The 23,887-nt window shown below is 71.5% G+C and carries 23 protein-coding genes; 12 read left to right on the forward strand and 11 right to left on the reverse strand.

The genetic code is table 11. From position 1 onward, the window contains the following. The first annotated feature begins 163 nt into the window (after positions 1-163). Together E1300_RS14490 and E1300_RS14495 are read left to right on the forward strand one after the other, a co-directional pair. Positions 164-664: a GbsR/MarR family transcriptional regulator gene (locus E1300_RS14490; RefSeq protein ID WP_131757515.1), complete on the forward strand. Its 501-nt coding sequence runs from the start codon at positions 164-166 to the stop codon at positions 662-664. Then, entirely contained in the window at positions 654-1,841 is a 1,188-nt protein-coding gene (locus E1300_RS14495) for an FAD-dependent monooxygenase (protein WP_165502835.1), read from the forward strand. The genes E1300_RS14490 and E1300_RS14495 overlap by 11 nt, the downstream gene beginning before the upstream one ends. A gap of 174 nt (positions 1,842-2,015) precedes the next feature. Here E1300_RS14495 and E1300_RS14505 read toward each other — a convergent pair whose 3' ends face one another. Next, positions 2,016-2,990 carry a serine hydrolase gene (locus tag E1300_RS14505; RefSeq protein WP_131757517.1) on the reverse strand — a complete coding sequence of 325 codons (975 nt, stop codon included), beginning with the start codon at positions 2,988-2,990 and terminating at the stop codon, positions 2,016-2,018. A 163-nt stretch (positions 2,991-3,153) separates the two neighbouring features. Here E1300_RS14505 and E1300_RS14510 point away from each other — a divergent pair, with 163 nt between their 5' ends. Continuing rightward, positions 3,154-3,780 carry a GntR family transcriptional regulator gene (locus tag E1300_RS14510; protein ID WP_131757518.1) on the forward strand — a complete coding sequence of 209 codons (627 nt, stop codon included), beginning with the start codon at positions 3,154-3,156 and terminating at the stop codon, positions 3,778-3,780. Further along, positions 3,777-4,241, forward strand: coding sequence for an OsmC family protein (locus tag E1300_RS14515; protein WP_131757519.1), 465 nt, complete (start codon positions 3,777-3,779; stop codon positions 4,239-4,241). The genes E1300_RS14510 and E1300_RS14515 overlap by 4 nt, the downstream gene beginning before the upstream one ends. A 15-nt stretch (positions 4,242-4,256) precedes the next feature. Here E1300_RS14515 and E1300_RS14520 read toward each other — a convergent pair whose 3' ends face one another. Further along, positions 4,257-4,631 (reverse strand): nuclear transport factor 2 family protein, encoded by a 375-nt coding sequence (locus tag E1300_RS14520; RefSeq protein ID WP_131757520.1) that lies wholly within the window; start codon positions 4,629-4,631, stop codon positions 4,257-4,259. A gap of 86 nt (positions 4,632-4,717) precedes the next feature. Here E1300_RS14520 and E1300_RS14525 point away from each other — a divergent pair, with 86 nt between their 5' ends. From E1300_RS14525 to E1300_RS14535, 3 genes are all read left to right on the forward strand, one after another. Beyond that, positions 4,718-5,497, forward strand: coding sequence for a helix-turn-helix domain-containing protein (locus E1300_RS14525; protein ID WP_242619150.1), 780 nt, complete (start codon positions 4,718-4,720; stop codon positions 5,495-5,497). A 28-nt stretch (positions 5,498-5,525) separates the two neighbouring features. After that, positions 5,526-6,428, forward strand: a complete 903-nt coding sequence (locus E1300_RS14530; protein ID WP_131757521.1) for a LysR family transcriptional regulator — start codon at positions 5,526-5,528, stop codon at positions 6,426-6,428. A 93-nt stretch (positions 6,429-6,521) separates the two neighbouring features. Next, a complete protein-coding gene (locus E1300_RS14535; protein WP_165502836.1) occupies positions 6,522-7,685 on the forward strand; it encodes an alpha/beta hydrolase in 1,164 nt (387 codons plus the stop codon). Positions 7,686-7,697: 12 nt separating this feature from the next. Here E1300_RS14535 and E1300_RS14540 read toward each other — a convergent pair whose 3' ends face one another. The 4 genes from E1300_RS14540 to E1300_RS14555 form a co-directional block, all read right to left on the reverse strand. Further along, complete coding sequence (locus E1300_RS14540; protein WP_131757523.1) at positions 7,698-8,663, reverse strand: pirin family protein; 966 nt, start codon at positions 8,661-8,663, stop codon at positions 7,698-7,700. Between the two features lie 1,796 nt (positions 8,664-10,459). Then, positions 10,460-11,008, reverse strand: coding sequence for a carboxymuconolactone decarboxylase family protein (locus tag E1300_RS14545; RefSeq protein WP_131757524.1), 549 nt, complete (start codon positions 11,006-11,008; stop codon positions 10,460-10,462). 74 nt (positions 11,009-11,082) lie between these two features. After that, positions 11,083-11,412 carry a winged helix-turn-helix transcriptional regulator gene (locus E1300_RS14550; protein WP_242619151.1) on the reverse strand — a complete coding sequence of 110 codons (330 nt, stop codon included), beginning with the start codon at positions 11,410-11,412 and terminating at the stop codon, positions 11,083-11,085. Between the two features lie 122 nt (positions 11,413-11,534). Beyond that, a complete protein-coding gene (locus E1300_RS14555; RefSeq protein ID WP_131757525.1) occupies positions 11,535-11,909 on the reverse strand; it encodes a MerR family transcriptional regulator in 375 nt (124 codons plus the stop codon). A 77-nt stretch (positions 11,910-11,986) separates the two neighbouring features. On the opposite strand from E1300_RS14555, the gene E1300_RS14560 reads away from it, so the two are divergent. Together E1300_RS14560 and lplAB are read left to right on the forward strand one after the other, a co-directional pair. Beyond that, a complete protein-coding gene (locus E1300_RS14560; RefSeq protein WP_131757526.1) occupies positions 11,987-12,760 on the forward strand; it encodes an amidohydrolase family protein in 774 nt (257 codons plus the stop codon). Positions 12,761-12,915: 155 nt separating this feature from the next. After that, on the forward strand, positions 12,916-13,965 hold the full coding sequence (gene lplAB / locus E1300_RS14565) for a lipoate-protein ligase LplAB (RefSeq protein ID WP_131757527.1): 1,050 nt from the start codon (positions 12,916-12,918) through the stop codon (positions 13,963-13,965). 15 nt (positions 13,966-13,980) lie between these two features. Here the strand turns inward: lplAB and E1300_RS14570 are convergent, their stop codons facing one another. Next, positions 13,981-15,141, reverse strand: a complete 1,161-nt coding sequence (locus tag E1300_RS14570; protein WP_131757528.1) for a Gfo/Idh/MocA family protein — start codon at positions 15,139-15,141, stop codon at positions 13,981-13,983. Positions 15,142-15,284: 143 nt separating this feature from the next. On the opposite strand from E1300_RS14570, the gene E1300_RS14575 reads away from it, so the two are divergent. Beyond that, positions 15,285-15,926 carry a TetR/AcrR family transcriptional regulator gene (locus E1300_RS14575; RefSeq protein WP_131757529.1) on the forward strand — a complete coding sequence of 214 codons (642 nt, stop codon included), beginning with the start codon at positions 15,285-15,287 and terminating at the stop codon, positions 15,924-15,926. A gap of 129 nt (positions 15,927-16,055) precedes the next feature. Further along, entirely contained in the window at positions 16,056-17,603 is a 1,548-nt protein-coding gene (locus tag E1300_RS14580; RefSeq protein ID WP_131757530.1) for a TerD family protein, read from the forward strand. A 77-nt stretch (positions 17,604-17,680) separates the two neighbouring features. On the opposite strand, the gene E1300_RS14585 is transcribed toward E1300_RS14580, so the two are convergent. The 4 genes from E1300_RS14585 to E1300_RS14600 form a co-directional block, all read right to left on the reverse strand. Then, complete coding sequence (locus tag E1300_RS14585; RefSeq protein ID WP_131757531.1) at positions 17,681-18,313, reverse strand: HhH-GDP family DNA glycosylase; 633 nt, start codon at positions 18,311-18,313, stop codon at positions 17,681-17,683. Between the two features lie 71 nt (positions 18,314-18,384). Further along, positions 18,385-19,095, reverse strand: a complete 711-nt coding sequence (gene rnhB / locus E1300_RS14590; RefSeq protein ID WP_131757566.1) for a ribonuclease HII — start codon at positions 19,093-19,095, stop codon at positions 18,385-18,387. Positions 19,096-19,188: 93 nt separating this feature from the next. Further along, positions 19,189-19,794, reverse strand: a complete 606-nt coding sequence (locus tag E1300_RS14595; RefSeq protein WP_131757532.1) for a response regulator transcription factor — start codon at positions 19,792-19,794, stop codon at positions 19,189-19,191. A 35-nt stretch (positions 19,795-19,829) separates the two neighbouring features. Continuing rightward, on the reverse strand, positions 19,830-21,044 hold the full coding sequence (locus E1300_RS14600; protein WP_131757533.1) for a sensor histidine kinase: 1,215 nt from the start codon (positions 21,042-21,044) through the stop codon (positions 19,830-19,832). 184 nt (positions 21,045-21,228) lie between these two features. On the opposite strand from E1300_RS14600, the gene E1300_RS14605 reads away from it, so the two are divergent. Continuing rightward, positions 21,229-23,859, forward strand: a complete 2,631-nt coding sequence (locus tag E1300_RS14605; protein ID WP_207399723.1) for an AAA family ATPase — start codon at positions 21,229-21,231, stop codon at positions 23,857-23,859. Positions 23,860-23,887 lie beyond the last annotated feature (28 nt).

Consider the following 23,887-nt stretch of genomic DNA (forward strand, 5'->3'; position numbering starts at 1 on the left):
GTGTGGTGCTGATGACCGAACTGCGCGGCGCGTCCAACGCCAAGGCCAAGCGCGAGCTGGGCTGGCGCCCGGCCCACCCCACCTGGCGCGAGGGCCTCAGGCCCACCGCATGACTTTCCGGGCGTCAACCAACCATCCGTATATTCAGTACATACTGAACAATATGGATGGTCGTGGACGGGTGGACGGAACGACGGACGACCAGGAGCGGATCCTGGAGTGGGTGGAACGGGCGGCGACGTTCTGCATGGACGAGTACGCCGTCCCGCCCATCGCCGGGCGCGTGCTGGCCTGGCTGATGATCTGCGACCCGCCGGAGCAGCCGGCGGGCCGGATCGCCGAGGCGATCGGCGCCAGCAGCTCCTCACTGGCCACCAGCATGCGCCTGCTCACCGACGCCGGATTCGTGCGCCGCAGTGTCCGTCCGGGGCGGAAGACGCATTACTACCGGGTGGACGACGGCGCCTGGGAGCGGATCGTCCGCCGCAGGATCGAGGGCCTCGCCGCGTTCCGCGAGATCACCGCGGCGGGCATGGAGCTGGCCGGGCCCGACCCGGCGCGCACCCGGCGGCTGCGCGTGGCGCACGACGTCTTCGACTGGATGGACAAGGCCTTCGCGAGCATGCCCGGGCCACGGCATGAGGGCGACGTCGATGAAAGCTGACCAGGGTCGTTCCGCGATCGTGGCCGGGGCCGGAATCGGCGGCCTGGCGGCGGCCATCGGCCTGCTGCGCGGCGGCTGGGACGTGACCGTGCTGGAGCGGGCCCCGGAGCTGAGAGAGGCGGGCGCCGGCTGGTCGTTCGCGCCGAACGCGCTGCGCGCGGCCGACGCCCTGGGCGTCGGCGCGGAGTTCCGGGCGTGCTCGGTGCCCACCGAGGCGGGCGCCACGATGCGACGGCCGGACGGCGCCTACCTGATGCGCTTCCGGCCGGACGCCGACCCGCCGCTGCTCGCCAACCACCGCGCCGAGCTCCAGCGCGTGCTGGCCCGGCACGTTCCCGCCGAACGGATCCGTACCGGCGCCGAGGTGACCGGCGTCCGCCAGGACGGCGACGGCGTCACGGTCACCTGCCGTGACGGCGGCGAGGTGCGGGCCGATCTGCTGGTCGGGGCCGACGGCATCCACAGCGCGGTACGCCGCGGCGCCTGGCCCGACGCACCCGAGCCCGTCTACCAGCGCATCCTGTGCTGGCGCGGGGTGACGGAGCCGGGCGCGGTGCGGTCGGTGCACGGATTCCAGACCTGGGGACGCGGCGCGCGGTTCGGCGCCCACCCTCTGAACGGCGAGCGGGTCTTCTGGTTCCTCACCGTCCGCCAAGAAGAGCAGGGGCTGCGCTTCGACGACGACCTGGGGGAGGTGTCGGCCAGGACGCGAGGCTGGCACGAGCCCATCCCGGCGCTGCTGGCCGCCACGCGGCCCGAAGCGGTGCTGCGTCACGACATCTACGATCTCGACCCGCTGCCCTCCTACGTCAAGGGACGTGTCGCGCTGCTCGGCGACGCCGCCCACGCGATGACCCCCTTCCTCGCGCAGGGCGCCTGCCAGGCGCTGGAGGACGCCGTCGTGCTCGCGGCCGAAACCGCCGGCGCCGGTGACGTGGCGCAGGCCCTCGACCGCTACGACGCGGCCCGCCGTCCCCGCGCCCGGCAGGTGCAGCGCATGGCCAGGACGGATCCCAGGCTCAGCCTGTCCACCAGCCCGGTCACCTACCGGCTCATGACCGCGATGACCCGCCTGGCCTCCTCAGGCGTGGCCCGCCGCAAGAGCGCCCGCCTCTGGCACTGGACTCCTGACGGCAACGAGTCAGGATCGTCCGAAGGACGGTTCCGCAGCGACTAATTCACCGACGGCCGGACGCTGAAGTAGTCGCGGGTCACGCCGGACGGGGAGCAGACGGACTTCGCCGAGGTGATGGAGATCGCCGACGGGCTCATCCAACGCCACCGCGTCTACTGGGGCTGGTACGGCCTGCGGCTGCTCGAGACCGGCGAGCACTAGGTCATCCCGGGCACGTCATCGGTCAGAGGCGGCGCCGGACGCCGGTGGGAGCGCGCGGGCCAGGGCCGTGACGGCGGCCCGGCAGGCGTGCTCCACGGCCGCGATCCCGTCCCGCATCGACGGATGGCGTTCCGAGACGGCGGCGACCGCGAACAGGCGGCCGCTCCGGCGCACCAGGCCGATGCTGTTGATCGTCCAGGCGCCGCCGTGGACCTGGCGCGGCAGCCAGCCGTTCTTCAGCCCGACCACCGCACCGGCCGCGGCCGCACCGGCGGCACTTTGCGCGGCGGTGTCCTGGGCGGCGCTGACGCCCCAGGTCTGCTCGGGCGTCACGTCCTCCATCAGGTGCCGGACGTAGCGGCGGTTCGCGGCCGAGAGCGGGCTGCGGGACGAGGTCAGGGCGTTCAGGAGGCGGATCTGGTCGGCGGCACTCGTGGTCGTGGAGCCCCAGGCGTCCCCGGGGCCGGGCGTCGTGGTGCGGAGCCCGAACCGCCTGTTCGCGGCGGCGAGACCGTCCGAGCGTCCGATCGCGTGCCAGAGCGCGGTCGCCGCGCCGTTGTCGCTCACCTTGATGGCGCGTTCGGCCAGCGCCTTCTCGGTGGACGTCAGGGCACGGCCGTCCTTCTGCGCCTGTAGGAGCAGCGCCATGACGATGTCCACCTTGACGATGCTCGCCGTGGCCGTCCGCAGGTCGGCGTCGTAGGCGTAGCCCAGGCCGGTGGACAGCTCGCGTACCGACACCGACAGCGCCCCCTGGCGGCCCTTCAGGTACCGGTCGAGGGAGTGCGTGAGCTGCGCGCGCTGGGCACTGGTGAAGGTCGCGGCCTGTTTCCTTTCCCGTTCTCGTGCTTTCGGGAGGGGCGCGGCGGACGGTCTCATGGCCGCGGGACGGGTCGGGGCGTCCCGGGAGGCCGAGGGGCCGAGCGTCGGCACGACCATAGCCGCGACCGCGACGGCCAGGGTGATGCCGCGCCCGCGGAGCCGCCTCATCGGCGCGGCCGGGCCGTGCCCGGAGGAATGTGCGGGTCGAGATGCATGATCGGAGTGTCACGGTCCGTCTGTTACCTGGCCGTTAACACCTTCGGACGCACTTTCGCCGGACGGTGGCCTCGTCTCTGCATGCAATGCATGCTTTGCATGCAAAGGAGGGTGCATGCAGGCCGACATCGTCTACCGGCGGCTCCGGGAGCTGATCGTCGCGGGAGAGTACTCGCCCGGCGAACGGCTCACCGAGATGACCGTCAGCGAGTCGCTCGCGGTGAGCCGGACGCCGGTCCGGGAGGCGCTGCGGCGGCTTGAGGGCGACGGGCTCGTCCAGGGCGCGGGACGCGGCGTGGTGGTGCACGCGCTGACATCGGATTATCTCGAACACGCCTACGCGGTGAGGTCCGCCCTGGAGGCTCTCACAGCCGAACTTGCCGCCAGCCGCCATCGAGCGGGCCGAGTCGCACCCGCCGCGCTGGCCGACCTGGAGCGGGACGCGCGGCTGCTGGAGGACGTGACGGCCGCGGGCAACCTCGACCGCGCCATCCGGCTGAACCGGCGCTTCCACCGCGGGATCGCCAAGATGGCGGGCAATCCGATCGCGCTGGAGTCCCTGGACCGGCTGTGGGACCAGATCATCGTGTCCACGCGCGACTCGCTCGTCCCCCCGGAACGCCCGGACGCCGTCGCGGACGAGCACCGCCGGCTGCTCCAGGCGATCGCCGAGGGCGACGGGCCGCTCGCCGGGCGGATCGCCGGCGAGCATGCCCGCGCCACGAGAAAGGTGCTGGAATGAGAACCCACCACTACGAAGTGTCCGTGACCTGGACCGGGAACAGCGGCACCGGGACGAGCTCCTACCGCGCCTACGAGCGGGCCCACCGAATCGATGGACCGGGCAAGCAGCCCATCGCGGGCAGTTCCGATCCGGCGTTCCGCGGCGATCCGGCGAAGTGGAACCCCGAAGAACTGCTGGTCGCGTCCCTGTCTCAATGCCACATGCTGTGGTATCTGCATCTGTGCGCGACCGAAGGCATAGTGGTCACCGCCTACACGGACACTCCGCACGGCACCATGGTCGAAACCCCAGGCGGAGGCGGCCACTTCGACGAGGTCGTTCTACGGCCCGCAGTCGTCCTGGCCGATCCCGAAAGGACCGACCAGGCACTGAAACTGCACGAGCGGGCTCACGAACTGTGCTTCATCGCCAGTTCGGTGAACTTCCCCGTCCGCCATGAACCTGTCGTCTCGGCCTGAGCGCCGGGCTTCTCGTCAGAACATTCCGAGCGGGATCTGGTCCGCCTCCGGGACCGGCTGAAGGACGTCCCAGTGCTCGGCGATCTGGTCGCCTTCCATCCGCCAGATGTCGACCACCGCGACACCGCGCTCGTCACCCGGCGGAATCATGTGCCAATGGACCGCGACGTACGTGCCGTCGGCGATGACGCGTTTCACCTCAAGCTTCGACGCGGCGATCGGCGACGCCGTCATGAACTCGATGAACGCGTCCCGCCCGGACGGGTTGCCGGGGCTGTGCTCGATGAAGTCCTCGCGGACGAGCGTCCGCAGCACCTCGATGTCGCCTGCGGCGAACCGGGCGTAGCCGTCCTCGATGAGCTTCCTGTGCCGTTCTGCCTGCTGGTTCATGCCCCGAATCCCACACCGTCCCGCGAGCGCCGTCGATTACATGCCATGTCATCGACGGCACTCTGAAGAACAGATAGGAAGGGAACGTGCAAGCGGAGCGGCCGATCGGGGAATTGCTGCGGCAGTGGCGCCGGCAACGCGGACTCAGCCAGCTCGACCTGGCGATACAGGCGGACGTGTCACCGCGCCACGTCAGCTTCGTCGAGACGGGACGGACGATACCGAGTCGTCCGATGGTGCTCCGCCTCGCCGAGCACCTGGGCGTTCCGCTGCGCGAGCGGAACCGCCTCCTGGTCGCCGCCGGTCACGCGCCCGTCTACGCGCAACGCGCGCTGGACGATCCGGATCTGGCCAAGGCGCGCGAGGCGCTGGACCGGCTCCTCGAAGCGCACGAGCCGTTTCCCGCCCTGGTCCTCGATCGGCGCTGGAACCTCGTCCTGGCGAATCCGGCCGCCCGCGTCTTCTTCGACGGCGCCGATCCCGAGGTGCTGGAGCCCGAGATCAACATGATGCGGCTGGGACTGCATCCGAAAGGGCTCGCGCCACGGATCCGCAACCTCGAAGAAGTGCGCGGATTCCTGCTGCCCCGCCTGGCCCGCCAGGTCGCCGCCACGGGCGATCCGAGCCTGAGCGACCTGTACGCCGAACTGGCGGAGTTCGGCGGCGGCGACTTCCCGGCACCCGATCCGTCCGACGTCGTCCTCCGCATCCACATCACACACCGGGGCGAAGAACTGCGCCTTTTCAACACGGTGACGACGTTCGGAGCGGCATTCGACATCACGCTCGAAGAACTCATCATCGAGACGTACTTCCCCGCTGACGACCACACGCGCCGGACACTGCTCAAGACGGCGACCGCCTGACGCGGCCACTGGGTGAGATGCTGGCGTGATGATGGGATCACGCCAGCTCGAGTACTTCCGGGCCGTCGCGCGCGAACTGCACTTCACCCGGGCGGCGGAGACCCTGCGGATCGCACAGCCCGCGCTGTCCCAGCAGATCCGCAAGCTGGAGCACCAGCTCGGCCTGACGCTGTTCGAGCGGAACAACCACCGCGTGCGGCTCACCCCGGCCGGCGCCGCGCTCCTGGAACACGCCGAACGGATCCTGGCCGACATCGCGGCGGTCGAGGAGGAGATGCGCGCCTGGACGGAGGGGACCCGCGGCCGCATCCGCCTCGGCGGCGCCCGCGGCCTGACCGCCAGGCTGGCCCGCCTGCTGGCGGCCTTCTCCGCCGAGTTCCCCGCCGTCGTGGTCGAGCTCCGCGAGATGAACACCGAAGAGATGGTCGCGGGACTCCGCGGCGGGCGGCTCGACGCCGCCACCGTCGTGCGGCTGCCCCCGCAGGAGGAGGGGCAGCGGCTCGACTCGCTCCCGCTGGGCGAGGAACCCCTCGTCCTCATCACCGCGCCGTCCGCGCCCATGGCGGACCGGTACCGCGTCCCGGTCGCGTCCCTCGACGGCATCGACCTCATCTCGTACCCCCGCGGATCGGTCATCCGCGAGATCGTCCTGTCGGCACTGGCGGACGCCGGGGCAACGGCCAACATCCGGTTCGAGACACGCGAGTACAGCACCGCCAGGGCCATGGCGAGCGTCGGCCTCGCCGCGGCCGTCGTCCCGCGCTCCGTGGCGGAGGAACCCGGACAGCCGATCGGCGTCGTCCGCCTCGACCCCGAACCGACCTGGGCCCCCTCGCTGGCCTGGCCCGCGGGCCGCCGTCCCGCCCCGGCGCTGACCGCGTTCATCGAGTTCGTGGCCCACCACCCCGAACTCGCCTCGGTAGGCCAGTGATAAGCGCAGCATCTCACGTCGAGCCACATCATGTCTTGGACGTCTGACCCGTCCGCCCTCGAAGATGGTCGTGTTCCCAGAAAGGAGCACGAGATGAACCGCAGCGAGCGTGGACGGCACGAATACGAGGGCCTGATGGGCTTCCTTCCCGAGAACGGCCTCGGCGAAGTCCTCAGAACGTCCCCGCAGATGTACGAGACGGTGGTCGAAGGCGCGTTCGGCGGAGCGCTGTCCCGCCCGGAACTCAGCCGCCGGACCCGGGAACTCGCGACGATCGCCATCGTCGCGGCCGCCGGGGGAGCCGAACGCCGCCTGGCCAGCCACGTCCGCGGCGCCCTCCGCCAGGGCGTCGCACCGTCCGAACTCCTGGCCCTCTGCGAGCACGTCGCCGTCTACGCGGGCTTCCCACGCGCGCTCGACGCCCTCGTCGTCGTCAACGAGATCCTCGAAGAAGCGGGAATCCCGCCCCAGCCCACCCTGCACAAGGTCGCCCTCGCCGACCACGAGACCGTCGTCGCGCAGAAGGGCGACAGCGGCCCCACGGTGATCCTCTCGCACTCCCTCGGCGTCGACTGGAGGATGTGGGAGCCCGTCATGGAGCGCCTCTCCCACGGCCGCCGCGTCCTCGCCTACGACATGCGCGGCCACGGGTCCGCCGCCGGAGCACCCCGCCCGTTCACCATGGACGACACCGCCCGCGACCTGCTCGGCGTCCTCGACGCCTTCGACGCGGACACCGCCCACGTCGTCGGCCTGTCGATGGGCGGAGGCGTGGCGCAGACCGTCGCCGTCCGCGCCCCCGAACGCGTCGCCTCCCTCGCCCTCCTCGCGACCACCGACTACCCCTTCCCGGCCTTCGAGGACCGGGCGCGCTCAGCCGAGGCCGACGGCATGGAGGCACAGATCGTCCCGACCCTCACCCGCTGGTTCACCCCCGAAGCGCTCGCCACGAACCCCTGGGGCGTCCGGTACGCCCGCGAGCGCATCCGCCGCTTCCACCCGGCCGACTGGGCCGCCGCCTGGCGCGCCTTCAAGGGCCTGGACGTCCAGGACCGGCTCGCTTCCCTCGCCGCCCCCACCCTCGTCCTGGCCGGCGAGCGCGACGCCTCGACCACCCCGGAGATCATGTCCGGCATTGCCGAACGCATCCCCGGCTCGACCTACCAGGAACTCCCAGGCGTCCCCCACATGCAGACCCTGGAAAACCCCGTCCAGGTGGCCGAGGCCCTGGACGCCTTCCTCCCCGCCGACCGCTGAGACGACCGCCCGTTACCGCGTGCGGCCTCGGGCCTTGAGCGGGACGCCCGGCAAGGCCGGCGCGGGGATGGGCGCCCCGTCATACCCGCGGACCGTCCCGAAACGCTCCCCGGCCATCCAGTCCCGCCGCGCGTCCGCGATCTCCTCACCCGTCCGCGCGACGAAGTTCCACCACATGACGAGCTTCTCCTCGAAGGGCTCGCCGCCCAGCAGGACCAGCCCGCTGTCACCCTCGGCCCGCATCGGCAACTCGCCGCGACCGCAGCCGAGATACAGCATCGACCCCGGCTCCAGACGGACCCCGTCGACCTCCGTGACCCCGGACATCGTCAGCACCGCGTACTCGAAGTCCGGCTCGACCGGCAGGCGCACCTCGGCCCCGTCCGCCAGCGACAGGTCGGCGCCCATGATCGGCGTGAACGTCGTACCGGGCGAGACGGCCCCGTCCAGCTCACCCAGGATGACCGTCCCGCTGAACCCCGGCCCGCTCACCGTCGGAAGGTCCGCATGATGCTCGAACCGAGGCTCGGTGTGCCGGTGCGCATCGGGCAGCGCCACCCACAACTGCGCACCGTGCAGGACCGGCGAATGCCGGCGCGGAGACTCCTCCGAATGCGCGATCGCCCGCCCCGCGGTCATCAGCCCGAGCTCCCGCGGCCGGACGGTCTGCAAGCTGCCCAGACTGTCCCGGTGCAGCACCTCGCCACCGTGCAACCAGCTCACCGTCTGCAAGCCGATATGCGGATGCGGCGCAACCTGCATGCCGGGCTCGTCGGTGATGTCGTCCGGCCCATAGTGGTCGACGAAACACCACGCCCCCACCATGCGCCGCCCCATGCTCGGCAACAGCCGCCGAACGAACGTGCCCTCCCCGAGCGGCACCCGCCGCGCCGCCAGCAACTCCCGCACAGGCCCACCCGAAACCCCGTCCCGCCCACCACACAAGACCGGCTCAGGCCGCACCTCAAGATCACTCAACCAAACCCCTCCCAAGAAGAACCTAACCCCCCACCCCCGACCACCCGCCCGCCCCCTCCACCCCGCACCCCCGAGTACCCATTCCCGGTACCCACTCCCGGTATCCGCCCCCGGACGTGCGCCCCCGGACGTGCGCCCCCGCCCTCCGTGACCTGATATCCGCCTCCAGCCTGATCCAGCCTGCCCCGGCCTGCCCCGGCCTGCCCCGGCCTGCGCCCCCCGCCTGCGTCCCCCCGGCCTCCGCGACTTGGCCTCCGCGACTTGGCCCCGCCAGCCGCCCCCGCCAGCCGTCCCCGCCAGCCGCCCCCTGCCATCCGCGCCCGCTCCGCCTCACCCCGCTCGGACGCTGCCCTGCCAATCATCCCGCCCATCAAGACACAGCCCGACGTCCGCCATACCGCCGCCCGGCCCGTCGAACGCGCCTTACTCCGCCCCCCCGTCGAACCAGGTGCGTTATCGCCCATGCAGGCCCGCTACGCCAAAATGCGGCACCGACGTCCCCAGCCATCCCGTTCCGCCCGCTCCACCCGCCGCCCTACCGCTCTCTTCACCGCTCACCGCCTACCCGCTCCACTGCCCCCACCCGCCGCCGCAAGCTGCTGCACCGAACCACTGCCCGCCCGCGCTGCCCGCCCGCGCTGCCCGCCCGCGCTGCCCGCCCGTGTCGCCCGCCCGTGTCGCCCGCCCGTGTCGCCCGCCCGTGTCGCCCGCATGGTCGCTACGCCCCGTTCCGATGCTGCCTCGTCCTGGCGCCCTGCCATCGGCATACGGCCCGCCCCGCCGTCCGCAAACCCTGGGACCGCACGCGTGGGACGCGTTGGACGTGCTGCGCCGTGCTGCGCCACCCGCCGCCGCAAGCTGCTGCACCGAACCACTGCCCGCCCGTGCTGCCCGCCCGCGCTGCCCGCCCGCGTCGCCCGCATGTGTCGCCCGCATGGTCGCTACGCCCCGTTCTGACGCTGCCTCGTCCTGGCGCCCTGCCGTCGGCATACGGCCCGCCCCGCCGTCCGCAAACCCTGGGACCTCACGCGTTGGACGTGCTGAGCCGTGCTGGGTCACTCGCCGTGCTATCTGCGCCGCGTCGCCCCGCCGTGCTGCCTGCGCCGCCCCGCCGTGCTGCCTGCGCCGCCCCGCCGTGCTGCCTGCGCCGCGTCACGGCGGGCGTGCTTCGTGCGGCGCGGTGTACGGCCGCGCTGTCCGCGCTGCGCCGCGGTGCTGTGCTGTCCGTGCCGCATCGCCCGTGCTGTTTGCGGCGCGTCGTTTGGCCGTGCTGCCCGCGCTCTGCCGCGGCGCCCTGCTGTCCGCGCCGCCTTGACCCGCCGTGCTGTCCGCGCCGTGCTGTGTGCCGTGCTTCTGCACCGCGTTGCCCGCCATGCTCTCTGCGTCGCATTGCCCCCGCCGTGCTGTCTGGGCGCCGCGTCCCCCGCCGTGCTGTCCGCGCTATGCGGCGGTGCCGTGCTGTCCGCGGTGCGTCGCCCGGGCACACCGCCCGCGGCGCGTCGCTCCGCCGTGCTGTTTGCGCCATGCGCTCCGCCGTGCTGTCCGTGGCCCGTTGCCCCGCCGTGTTGTCCGCGAACCTGTAACCTCTCGCGTCGGACGTGCCGCGTCGCCTTGCCGGGCTGTTTGCGGCGGCGTGTTGTCCGGCTGCGGTGGTTGGTCGCGTTGGCGCACTTGTTCTGCCGATGTGCTGTCTTGGGCCGCCCCCGCCTGAACGCCGCGCTGCCGTGGTACTTCGCTGCGTGGCGGGGGCTGGTCGGGAGTGGCTGCTCGGTGGGGGTGCCGGTGAGTTCGTCTTGTTAGGTGGGGAACGGTGGGGCCCAAGGTTCGTTGTCTGGGGCGATGGAGTTGATCAGTTGGCTGATCAGGCGGTACCAGCCCGCGAGGACGAGCAGCTCCAGTAGCTGCGGCTCGTCGTAGTGGCGGGCGAGGGCTTCCCATGTCGGCTGGGAGATCTCGGCCGAGTCGTGCAGTTCGTCCACGGCGTTGACGAGCAGGCGGTCCTTCGGTGACCAGGGCGCGGGGTCGCCGGACACGGTGGCGTCGATCTGTTCGGGCGTCAGACCGACGGCTTCGGCGAAGGTCGCGACGTGGACGCCCCATTCGTACTGGCAGCCCGCGCGAGCGCACACGCGGTCGATGACGATCTCGCGGTCTCGTGGGGGCAGGCTTCCGTGCGCGAGCAGCCCGGCGCCGAGGACGCGCATGCGGGACGCCAGTTCCGGGTTGCGGTGCAGTGTGCGGAAGAGGATCAGTGGTTCGTGTGCCACGTCCGGTGGCATCCACTTGCGCAGGGCCTCGTCGATCTCCGGTGCGTACGGCGGTTCGAGCGGGGTGATGCGGGCCATGAAGACCTCCGGGGGTGCTTCGGTTTTAGAAGCAGGATGGCGCTTCGATAGTCGAAGTGCAAGGTCTGGAGGTCTCAGGACGGGGGCAGGCTCGCGGCCCAGCGGTCGGACCAGGCGGAGAGTGGACGGAGTGCCTCGCGAGCGTCCTGTCCGAGTGGGGTCAGGGTGTAGGGGCCCTCGGCTGTCTGCTCGACAATGCCGGCTTCGGTCAGTTCCACCAAGCGCTGCCGCAGCACGCTTGAGGACATGTCGTCGCAGCGCTGCTGAAGTGTGCGGAAGCCGAGCGGGCCTTCGTGCAGTTCCCAGATGATCCGCAGGGTCCAGCGGCGCCCGAAGAGATCGAGGGCCGCCATGATCGGCCGGCCGGTGGACGAGCCGCGTACGCGCCGTCCCGGTGTCGGCATGATCGTCCTTCCGCGGAGGCTTCGGATTTCGAAACGCTAGCACGGGGGAGAGGCTGTCCCTGCGGCGCATAGTCCATGGCAGTGGTCGGTCTTGTTGTCGGCTGGTGGAGTGTTCTGTCGTTTCATGGCCGGAGATCTGGCGGTGGGCTCTGCTGTTCGGTTCGGGTGATCGTGCGGCGGAGCAGGGTGCGGGCTTCGGCGAGGTCGGCGGCGCGCTGGTCCAGGGTGGTGAGGCGGTCTCGCAGGGCATCGAGGACGCCTGGGCATGGGGCGAGGCTGGACGGGCCGTTGGCGCAGGGGATGACCTGGTGGATGAGCCTGGTCGGGAGGCCCGCCGCGAGGAGCGCGCGGATCTGGGTGATCTTTTCTAGGACGCTCTCGTCGTAGTCGCGGTAGCCGTTGGGGAGGCGCCGCGAGGTGATCAGGCCCTGGCGTTCGTAGTAGCGCAGCAGGCGCTCGTTCACGCCGGTCCGCCTGGACACCTCGCCGATCAGCATCTCGTGCTCCTCGCTTGACCTTGCAACGGTGCCAACCCGTAACCGTGGCCGGACGGCACCGATTCCGAGGAGAAGGCATGATCATCGATGCTCACGCGCATGTGCACGACCCGGTCGAGGAACACCTCGCCAAGATGGACGCGGCCGGCGTCGAGCGGTCGGTGATCTTCGGTACGCGAGCGCATCCCGAGCGGGCACGGGATCTCGCGGAGCTGCGGGAGGAGATGGCCGTCCTTCAGCGAAGCCTCGGCGGGCGGAGGAATGGCGCCGCCGACTACCGCCTTGCTTATGCCGAGTTGGACGACGCCTTGGCGCGGTGGCCGGAGCGGTTCATCGGGTTCGGTGCCGTCCCTTTGGATGGGGTGGTGGACGAAGCCGTTGAACGGGAGGTTGTTGGGCGTGGGCTGAAGGGCATCGGTGAGCTGACGCCGCCTCCCGGTGAGGCGCAGCGTCTTGAGCCGGTTCTGCGGGCGGCGAGCGACCACCGGCTGCCCGTCGTCGTGCACGGTTTCGCGCCCACGACAGAGGACGATCTGCGGACGCTGGCCGATCTCGCCGCCCGCCATGCGGACGTGCCGCTGATCATCAGCCAGCTCGGCGGGTTGCACTGGATGACGGCCATCGAGCTGGTCAGGGACAGGCCGAACATGTACCTGGAGCTGTCGACGGCGCCGATCGTCTTCGCGGTGCGGCTGGCGATCAGCGAGATCCCGGAGCGGTCCCTGTTCGGCTCGGACGCGCCCTATGGCGATCCTGTCCTGGCCCGCCGGACCGTCGAGCGCGTCACCACGCCCGGCGAACTCCGCGACCGGATTCTCGGGGGGAACCTTGTTGCCCTCCTTGACGGCTGATGGTGTTTCCGCCTGGGGGGTCGTTCATGCGGGACTGCCTCGGTTTGGTGGTCTCGGGTAGTACGAGTGTTTGGTGGAGCGCTGGCGGCTGTCCTTTTCGGTGGTCGGTGGTGCGGCGGAATCGGGCGATGGTCGGCGGGGTTGGACTTGGCGTGATGCACGGTGAGTACAAGGTGCCGGGAGGCAAGCTCGTCGTCGCCGATGTCGACGTCGTGGACGGGTTGCTGCGCGCTCCCAGGATCAGTGGTGACTTCTTCCTCGAACCGGACGAGGCGCTGGAGACGATCAACGCCGTCCTCGACGGGCTGCCTGCGGGGCTTGAGGCCAGGGAGATCGGGGCGCGCGTCCAGGCCGGGCTGCCGGCGGGCACGGTGATGCTCGGGATCACGGCCGAGGCCGTGGGGATCGCGGTCCGGCGGGCGGTGGCGAAGGCGTCGGATTGGCGGCACCACGAGTGGCGGCTGATCCATGAGGCACCGCAGGGGCCCGCTCTGCACATGGCGCTCGACCAGGTGCTGGCGGAGGAGGTCGGCGCCGGGCAGCGGCCGCCCACGCTGCGGGTATGGGAGTGGGCGTCGCCCGCGGTGGTCATCGGCAGCTTCCAGTCGCTGCGCAACGAGGTCGACGCGGACGAGGCCGCGCGGTACGGCGTGGACGTGGTGCGCCGCATCAGCGGCGGTGGTGCGATGTTCGTCGAGCCGGGCAACACGATCACCTATTCGCTGTACGCGCCGGAGACGCTGGTGGCGGGGATGTCGTTCGCCGAGAGCTACGCGTTCCTCGACGACTGGGTGCTGGGAGCGCTGGCGGAGCTGGGCGTCAAGGCCTGGTACCAGCCGCTGAACGACATCACCTCGGACCAGGGCAAGATCGCGGGGGCGGCGCAGAAGCGGCTCGCGGCGGGGGCCGTCCTGCACCATGTGACGATGTCCTACGACATCGACGCCGACAAGATGCTGCAGGTGCTGCGGATCGGCAGGGAGAAGCTGTCGGACAAGGGCATCGCCAGCGCGAACAAGCGGGTCGATCCGCTGCGGCGGCAGACCGGGCTGCCCCGCGAGGCGATCATCGACCGCATGATCGCGCACTTCCGGGGCCGGTACGGGCTCGTGGACGACCGGCTCAGCGAGGACGAGCTGAGGCTGGCCGAGAAGTACGTGACCGAGAAGTTCAGCACCGAGGAGTGGACGGCCCGGGTTCCGTGACCGCGGTGGGCGCGGTCATGACCGGGCAACGGTTCGCTCCCTTGCGCCGGTCGATCGGGCGACGGTCTGGCGCCGTCCGGTCGCGGCGGAGGCCCTGATCGCGTCCAGTAGGCGGTGCACGTGAAGGCCGTCGTGGAAGTCGGGTGTGGTGCGGCTGCCCGTTCGGATGTCGTCGGCGAGGCTGCCGTAGAACTGGGCGACGTTGAGGACCTCGGTCTCTTGTGCGGTGTCGGGAGCCCATAGGTAGCGCTCCGGTATCGGGAGCTGCTCGCGGGACGAGCCGAGCCCCTGCGCGCCGAGGAGGATCAGCGAGCCGATCTGGACGCCGTAGGCAGCGGCGGGGCCGCCGGAGACGAGCGCCAGGTCGCCTTCCGTTCCGGCGATCTCGATGCGGGTGCGGGCCGCGGTGACCTTGGCGTCGTGGATGTGGACGGCGGCCAGTGCGCCGCTGGCGAGGGTGGCGTTCACCAGGACTTGGTCGGGGCTGGTGGCTTTGACCGTCTCGCCGGTGCCCTTGACGGTGAGCTCGGGGTGCTGGACGGCGAGTTCCGCGGAGAGTTCGGCCACGTCCCCGACGATGTGCGCCATGGCGTCGAGGGTGTGGCCGGTGCCGACCTCCAGTGCGCCGGCGGCGTTGGCCTGGTCGAGGGTGTAGGCGGACCGGGCGGCGATGGTGGAGCCCGCTCCCTTGCCGCGTGCCGCGTAGACGTTGACGGAGGTCACCCGGCCCACGTAGCCGTCGGCGACCAGGTCGCGCGCGTACTGGACGGCGGGCGAGAAGCGCGCCTGCAACCCGACCGCGTGCCGTGCGCCGACGTCGTCGGCCAGGTCGGCCAGCCCCTCGGCCTCGGCGGTGGTGCGGGCGAGCGGCCATTCGCAGTAGACGTGCTTGCCGGCGTCCAGTGCCGCGCGTACGAGTTCGTCGTGGGCGGGGACCTTGACGGTGACGGCGACCAGGTCGACGTCCGGGTGGGCCGCGAGCTCCCGCGCGTCGGTGAAGGCGTGCGGGACGTGGAAGCGGCGGGCCGCCTCCTCGGCGGTGTCCTTCCTGGTGGTGCCGACGGCGGTGATCTCGTAGCCGGGCAGCGCGCGGAGGGCGGGGATGTGCGCCCGTGCGGCCCACCCCTCGTCGGGGTTCGCGCCGATGATGCCCACCCGGATCTTCTCGCTGGACATGACGGGTCCCTTCGTGAGTTCGTCGGTCGTCGTTCCCGCGTAAGCGGACCGACCTCGTCCGTTTGCAGACGCTAGCGCAAGCGGACGCGGCCTGTCCACTTAAAACGGAGTGTAAGTGTCCGCTTATTGCTAGGATCGAGGTCATGAGCAGCACACCGAGCGCCGTCGATCGGCTCCTGGACGACGGCTCGGGCCGGCGCCCGCGCGCCGACGCGAGGCGCAACGTGGAGCGGCTGGTCCGGGCGGCGCGCGAGGCCGCCGGCGAGGTCGGCGGCGAGATCACGGCGCACGAGATCGCCCGCCGGGCGGGGGTCGGGGTCGGGACGTTCTACCGGCGCGTCAGCACGCTGGAGGTCCTGCTGGAGGCGGTGCTCGCCGAGGTGCTGGGAGAGATCGTCACGAAGGGCGACGAGGGGCTGGCCGACCCGGATCCCTGGGAGGGCTTCCGGCATTTCGCCGGGGCCTACATCCGGCTCCGCAACGAACTGTGCGACATCAACGAACGGCTCGGTGGCCCGCTCGACCATGCCCGAGCCGAGCTGCGCGACCGTATCCGCCTGCTGGTGGAGCGCGCTCAGACGGCCGGTGTGATGCGGGCGGACATCACCTGGCAGGACGTCGCCTTCCTGATGGTGTCGGTGTCCACGGGTGACCACACCCTCGGTGTCCGCGCCAGCCCGCAGCAGTGGGACCGCAACCTCGGCATCGTTCTGGACGGGCTCCGCGCTCCCGATCCCACACCGCTTCCCGGCACCCCGCCCGTGGAGATGACCACCGATTCTTGACGTTGTGCGCCGCGCCTTACCGAGGGCCCGGAACTCCGTGAGGGTGTCGTCCGTCCTCCCTCGTGGCAGGTCGCGGGGCCGCGCGGCTGCCCGTAGTTTGGTGACGTCGGCCGACGATGAGGAGCGTTCATGTCCATGCAGAAGGGCGCCAACACCGCGGTGCCGGTTCCCTCGGTCCGGGTCGAGCTCGGCTGGCAGGGCGGGCCCGGCGTGCCCGACGCGGACGCGTCCGCGCTCCTGCTGGCCAGCACGGGACGGGTGCGCTCCGACGACGACTTCGTCTTCTACAACCAGCCGGCCCACGCGTCCGGGGCCGTGCGGCACGAGGGCAAGCAGCAGGGGCCGACCGTGCTGGACGTCCTGTCGGTCGACCTGAGCCGTGTCGAACCCGACATCGAGAAGGTCGTCATCGCCGCGTCCGCGGACGGGGGCACGTTCGGGCAGTTCAAGGGGCTGTACGTGCGCGTGCTGGACGCCGCGGCGGGAACGGAGATCGCCCGGTTCGACAGTCAGGGCGCCACCAGTGAGACCGCGTTCGTGCTGGGCGAGCTCTACCGGCGCCAGGGCGCGTGGAAGTTCCGTGCCATCGGCCAGGGCTATGACTCGGGGCTCGCGGGGCTCGCCACGGATTTCGGCATCTCGGTCGACGAGCCCCAGCAGGCGGCCGCTCCGCCTCCGCCCGCCCCTCCGCAGCCGCAGGCACCCCCTCCCGCGCCTCCGCAGCCGCAGGCACCCCCTCCCGCGCCTCCGCAGCCGCAGGCACCGCCTCCTCCGCCGGGCCCGTACGCTCCGCCCGGCCAGGAGCAGTACGCCCCGCCGCCGCCCGGGGGCCAGTACATGCCTCCGCCGCCCGGCCAGTACCCGCCGCCTCCTCCGCCTGGGCAGTACGCCCCGCCGCCGCCCCCGCCTGGGCCTGGGGAGTACGCTCCGCCGCCTCCGCCTGGTGGCCAGTACAGTCCGCCTCCGCCCGGGCAGTACGCGCCCCCGCCGGCTCCTGGTTACGGTCAGCAGCCGCCGCCCCAGCAGCAGGCCCCGCAGCAGCAGGGCGGCAAGATTTCCCTCACGAAGAACGCGCCGTCGGTGTCGCTCACCAAGCACGGTGCGACGTCCGGGAACATGCGCGTCAACCTGAACTGGACGGCTCGTGAGGGCGTCGCCAAGGGACGGCTCGGCAAGCGCCGCCGCGGTGTCGACCTGGACCTCGACCTGTGCTGCCTCTGGGAGCTGCAGGACGGCCGCAAGGGGATCATCCACGCGCTCGGTGACATGGGCACGCTCGACCGGGCGCCGTTCATCAAGCTCGACAAGGACGACCGGACGGGCGCCGTCGAGACGGGTGAGAACCTCACCATCAACCTCGACCACACCGCCGACTTCAAGCGCATCCTGGTCTTCGCCGAGATCTACGACGGCGCCGACGACTTCCGCGGCCTGGACGCGATCGCCACGCTGTACCCGGTCGGTTCCCAGCCGATCGAGATGCGGATGGACGACTGCGTGGACGCGTCCCGCGACGCGGTCCTCGCGCTCATCGAGAACGTCGGCGGGGATCTGGTGGTGCGCCGTGAGGGCCGGTTCGTGCTGCCTCCGCCCGGCCGTCCGCGCTGGGGCAAGATGTCGGTCGACCAGGCGTACGGCTGGAATCTGGAGTGGGTCGCTTCGCGCGGTAAGGACTGACCCTGGGTGTGTCGTGTCCGTCGGCCCCGGCTCGTGTAGTCAGTGGGTCGGCGGAACGCGGCTGAGGTCTCTGACTGTCACTCGCCCTTCACCGCGTCGGCGAGTTTCTTGTCGCGCGCCGTTCTGACGAGTGCTGCGGTCAGCTTCGCCAGGTCCTTCCCCGGTACTTGGGAGGCGAGCTTCTCTGGATCGGTGGGCAGTCCGAGCCGCTCGGCCCCCTTTTGCACCTGGGAGTCGATGTAGGGGCGGAGCCAGGGCCACACGGCTTGAGCCTCGCGGCAGAAGATGTCCGCTCCTGTGGGGCCGATGCCGGGGAACTGCTGTAGGAGTTCACGCGCGCGCTTCGGGTCGTGGTCCGCTGCGTCTGCGAGCTTGCGGAGGTCGCCGCCGTACTCGTCCAGGACTCTCTGCGCGGTTTCGCCGAGGCGGGTCGCCGTGCTCTCGTCGTAGCGGACGTAATGGCCCCTGCCGAGCGCGTCGACCCGCTCCTGCCACGTCAGCCCGCACATGCCGCGCGGGGTGCCGCCGCCTGCCGCGAACAGTTCCCGGGCGGCGGCGAGTGCGATCCCCGACGAGATCCGGGCGCTCAGGAGGTTGGCCAGGACCAGGAGCTTGAAGAGCGCGGCCGGCTGGTCCTTGAGCGGTGCGCCGGCCTCTTCGGCGAAGGTCTCGCCGTGCTCGTCCAGCAGCTTCCTCACAACAGCGTCCATGGCGTTCACCTCCACTGGACGCCGCCGTACCCCGGTACTTCGGGATGACTCATCGTCGTCCGCGCGGGGTTCTAGATGAGGCTGAGCTGGCCTTCTCCGGCGAGCGGGTCACGGTGCCGCTTGAGGTGGCGCCAGCGCGGCAGGTCGTCCAGGTAGGACCAGGACATCCTGTGGTGCGGAGTGGGGCCGGACTCCTTCAGCGCCTGCTGGTGGACGGGCGACGGGTAGCCCGCGCTGTCGGCGAACCCGTAGCCGGGGAACTCGGTGTCCAGGTCGGCCATCAGCCGGTCGCGGTGGACCTTGGCCAGGACGGAGGCCGCCGCGACCGTCACCGAGCGCTGGTCCGCCTTGATCTCGCATCGCACTTTCCAGGGGCGGCGCAGGAAGTCGTGCTTGCCGTCCAGGATGACCACGTCGGGTGGTACGGGCAGGGCCTCCAGTGCGCGGACCGCGGCACGGCGCAGCGCCTCCGTCATGCCGACCTCGTCGATCTCGCTCGGGGAGGACGCGCCGATGGCGTGTCCGCTGAGCCAGCCGGGGAGGATCTCGGCGAACGACGCGCGGTGCGCCTCTGTGAGGAGCTTGGAGTCGGTCAGCCCCACGGTCCGCTTGCCGCGGCCTGGCAGGACGGGAGGCGGGCTCAGGTCGGTGACCGCGGCGCAGACGACGACGGGGCCCGCCCAGGCACCGCGCCCGACCTCGTCCACTCCGGCGATGCTGAGCGGACGGCCGTCCTCGGCGAGGGCTGCCTTGAGTTCCTCTTCGATGGCGTAACCGGCGATGCGTGGCGTCGCCTCCGACGCCGGGGTGTCGGCGTCCAGGCCAGGTAGCGCGCCGGTCGGGTCGGTCACGGGAACACCCTAGGGGACGAAGGGTCAGAGCCAGCCGTTGTGGCGCGCGGTGCCGACGGCTTCGATGCGGTTGCGCGCGCCCGTCTTGCCGATCGCCGCGGACAGGTGGTTGCGGACGGTGCTCTCCGACAGGTGCAGGCGTCCGGCGATGTCGGCCACCGTCGCCCCGTCCGAGGCCGCCGTCAGCACGTCCCGCTCGCGGTCGGTCAGCGGGTTCGGTCCCACCGACAGCGCGGCGGCCGCGAGGACGGGGTCCACGACCCGCTCACCGGCGAGGACGCGGCGCAGGGCCGCCACCAGGTCCTCGATCGGCCCGTCCTTGACCAGGAACCCGCTCGCGCCCGCCTCCATCGCGCGCCGCAGGTAGCCGGGGCGCCCGAACGTGGTGACGATCAGGACCTTGCAGGCGGGCAGCTCGCGGCGCAGGTCGGCGGCGACGTCGAGCCCGCTGCGGCCGGGCATCTCGATGTCGAGGACGGCCACGTCCGGGCGGGTCCGCAGCGCCTCCGCCAGGACTCCGGCGCCGTCGCCGACCTGGGCGACGACCTCCACGTCGTCTTCGAGTCCGAGCAGGAGCGCGAGCGCGCCGCGCATCATGCCCTGGTCCTCGGCGAGCAGAACTCTGATCACGTGCTTCCTCCCCGCCTCATTGTCCACCTGCCGTATCACCGCGGAGCACTGACGGGGACGGTGACCTTGAGCAGGAAACCCCCGTCCGGTGACGGGCCCGCCGCTACGGTGCCTTCGGCAGCTTCCATCCGCTCCCTGAGGCCGCGTAGACCGTGTCCACCCGGACCCAGATCCAGGCCGGTGTCGGTTGATCCGGCGGAGCCCGCTTCGTCGCCGGTGGTGTTGCGTGGGCCGGGGCCGTCGTCCTTGACCTCCAGCACGGCACGGTCACCCTCATTCCGGATGGTGATCGCGCAATGCCGCGCACCGCTGTGCCGGATCACGTTGGTGACGCCTTCGCGTACGGCCCACCCGAGCAGGGCGTCCTCCTCAGGGGGGAGGGGAGCGCCGGAGCGGCGCACGTCGACGTCGACGCCCGAGTCCGACAGCGCAGTACGGGCGGAGTCGAGCTCGCCCGCGAGACCGCGGCCGCGGTAACCGGTGACCGCCTGCCGCACCTCGCCCAGGGCCTGTCGTCCGACGGTCTCGATGTCGGCGGCCTGTTCGGCAGCAAGCGTCGGGTCGCGCTCGACGATCCGCCGGACGGCCTGCGCTTTGACGACCATGAGCGACAGGGTGTGCCCCATCAGGTCGTGCAGGTCGCGGGAGAAGCGCAGCCGCTCGCGTGCGACGGCGGCCTCGGCGAGCTCCTCCCGGGCGTCGCGCAGAAGGCCGATGACGGTGACCAGGCGGAGGACGACCGCCGTGACGAGTCCGGCCGTGACGGTCCCGTACCAGTAGGCGAGGACGCTGGCGCCGCTCTCGCCGCCCACCTGGATGACGAGCGCGCACAGGACGGACACCCCGCCGATGGCGAGCAGCATCGTGATCTCGGGTCCTCGCCTCCGCTGCGGCGTGTGCCCCACGACGACGCCCGTCGCGAGGCCGAGCAGCGGGAACATCGAATACCACCGGCCCTGGAAGGCCAGTGCCGCCGCGGTGGCGACGCCCGCTTGCAGCACCAGCAGCCCCACCGGCACCCGTAGGGGGACTCGGCCGTCGAACGCCGTGCGGATGACGGAGAGGTGCAGGACCGCGAACGCCAGGAGTGCCAGAAGGGCCGGCCACATGGGGTGGGTCCGGCCTTTGAGCGCGTCCGTCAAGGGCCAGGCGAGGACGACCAGCCAGAACATGAAGGGCCGGGCGTTGGGACCGCGCCTGTCGATTTTCTCCAGGTCCAGGTCGGGGATCCGTCTGGGTATGGCCTTCACGGGAACACGGTACGCGTGCCCGGCTCTCTTCTCCGAGAGTTGCAAGTACGGGCTAATCCAGTACGAATGTCCTGGTCCAGCGGTTCCGCCGGTACGCCGTCGGTGGACGTCCGCCCGGCCGGCGCCCAAGCAACCGAGCTCGGGAGGTCCCGTTCTGACGGGTCCTGCGCTTTACTCGATTTCGATGGCTTTGTTCGGCAGGTTCCGCTCCCGCCCACCGAAGGGCACCGCGGCACGGGATCTCTTCGAGCGCCTGCGCTGGCGCTACTTCCAGATCCCGCCCGGTCTGCGTTTCCTGGGCGGCCTCTTCGTGCTGGCCGTGGTGCTGTCCGCCACGGTCGTCCTGGACGGACCGGTCCTCGCCACGGCAGCCTTCGCGGTCATACTCGTCATCGTCGTCCACCTGACGCTCAGGTCGCCCACGGGGATGGCCGTCATCGCGGTGATGGTCTCCTGGCTCGCCCTGTCGGTGCCCTTGGGACGGCTCTACCCGGACGACGCGCAACCGTCCTACCTGAGCCCGACCCTGCTTCTCGCTTTGCTCGCCCTGCCCGTGGCCTTCGTCGCGTTCCGCCTGCGCGGGTACGCCCCATGGCGCACCGCCGTGCTCGCGTTGGGTTCCGCCGGGGTGGTCACGGCGGCCGCCGCCGATCCCCTTCCGGAGGCGAGTGTGGCGCCCGGGTGGGTCGCGGCCTTGGCCGTCCTCGCCTACCGCTGGGACCAGGCCCGCCGCGCCGTGCCCGCCGAGGCCTACGAGACGGGTTGGGTCCAGGAGCAGGCCAGTCCCAAGGGGGACGGCGCGGCGGTCGCGCGCAAGGGCCCGCCCGGATCGGACAAGCGCGACAGACCGGACCGCCCCGACCGGCGCGGGGGCGTGGGTCCGGGCGGCGGCCCGCGAACCGGCCCTGCGGACGGCTCAGGCGGCGGCTCAGGCGCCGACGGGACCGCGGCCGACCCGGGAGTCCCGTCGGGCGTCCAAGCCGTCTACGACCAGCGAGCCGCCGCGCAGGCCGCCGCCGACACCGCGGTCGTGCCCGGACCCGCCGCGTCGCCCGAGGGCCGCCGGGACGAGGTGCCGCAGATCTCGGTCGCCGAGGCCCTCGCGGAGCTGGAGGGCATGATCGGGCTGGAGCCGGTGAAGCGCCAGGTCCGCTCCATCGCCGCCTCGATCGAGGCCGCGCACCTCCGCGCCGCCGCCGGGGTCCCGACCGAGAAGCCCATGCGGCACTTCGTGTTCGTGGGTCCGTCCGGTACCGGCAAGACGACCGTCGCCAGGGTCCTCGCCAAAATCTTCTACGCGTTCGGGCTGCTGCCGGAGCCGACCGTGGTGGAGGCCCAGCGTGCTGACCTCGTGGGGGAGTTCCTCGGCGCCACCGCCATCAAGACCAACCGGCTCATCGACTCCGCGCTCGGCGGCATGCTGTTCATCGACGAGGCGTACGGGCTCGTCAACTCCGCCGAGGGGCAGCCGGACCGCTTCGGCGACGAGGCGGTGCAGACGCTCCTGAAGCGGGCGGAGGACGACCGCGACAACCTCGTCATCATCCTCGCCGGCTACGAAGCGCAGATGGAGGAGTTCCTTAGCTCGAACCCCGGGCTGGCCTCCCGTTTCGGTACTCGCGTCCACTTCCCGTCCTACCGGCCAGAGGAACTCCTGCAGATCGCCGACTACCACACCGGGCTCCGCGAGGATCGGCTCGACCCGGAGGCCCGCCAACGGCTCGCCGTCCGGTTCGAGGAGGTCGAGCGGCGCGGCATCATCGACGAACTCGGCAACGGACGGTTCGTCCGGTCGCTGACGGAGGCCGCGGCGCGCGCGCGGGACGTTCGTGTGGTCGAGGCCGTCTCCTCGTCCGCGCAACCGGCGCAACCCACGGCGGACGACCTGGTGACGTTGCGGGCGGAGGACGTCGAGACCGCCTACGCCGAGGTGACCGAGCGGTACCGCGGCTACGCCGAGACGCCCACGCTGGACGAGGCGCTCGGCTCGCTCGACGCGATGATCGGGCTGGAGCCGGTGAAGCGGCAGGTCCGCGAGATCGCCGCGCAGCTCCAGGTGGCGCGGATGCGGCAGGAGCAGGGCCTCGTCACCCGCCCGCCGACGCGCCACTTCGTCTTCACCGGACCTCCCGGGACCGGCAAGACCACGGTCGCGCGCGTGCTCGGCCGCATCTTCGCCGCGTTCGGCCTGCTCGCCCGCCCGGAGGTCGTCGAGGCGCAGCGCGCGGACCTGGTCGGCGAGCACCTCGGCGCGACCGCGCTGAAGACGAACAAGGTGATCGACTCCGCGCTCGGCGGGGTCCTGTTCGTGGACGAGGCGTACGCGCTGAGCAACCCGGGCTACGCGGGCGGGGACGCGTTCGGCGCGGAGGCGGTGCAGACGCTGTTGAAGCGCGCGGAGGACGACCGTGACCGGCTCGTCGTCGTGCTGGCCGGATACGAGGCCGACATGGAGGCGTTCCTGTCGTCCAACCCGGGGCTGGCCTCGCGGTTCGACGTGCGGGTGGACTTCCCCTCCTACGGGCCCGACGAGTTGCTCCGCATCGCTCAGCTCATCGCGGAGCAGGGTGGCGACCAGTGGGAGGAACGCGCGCTGGACGACCTCGCGCTGGTGTTCCAGCGCGCCTGCGGGACGGGCCGGATCGACGAACTGGGCAACGGCCGCTTCGCCCGCTCCCTCTACGAGAAGGCGTGCGCCTGCCGGGCGCTCCGCGCGGCGGAGCTCGGCTCGGCCGCCACCGCCGACGACCTGACGCTGCTCACCACCGACGATGTCCGCGACGCGTTCGCCGAGCTGACCCACCGCCTCGCCTGAGGGACGCCTTCCGGGACTTCCGCCGGAT

Source organism: Actinomadura fibrosa (assembly GCF_900659615.1).
GTDB lineage: Bacteria > Actinomycetota > Actinomycetes > Streptosporangiales > Streptosporangiaceae > Spirillospora > Spirillospora fibrosa.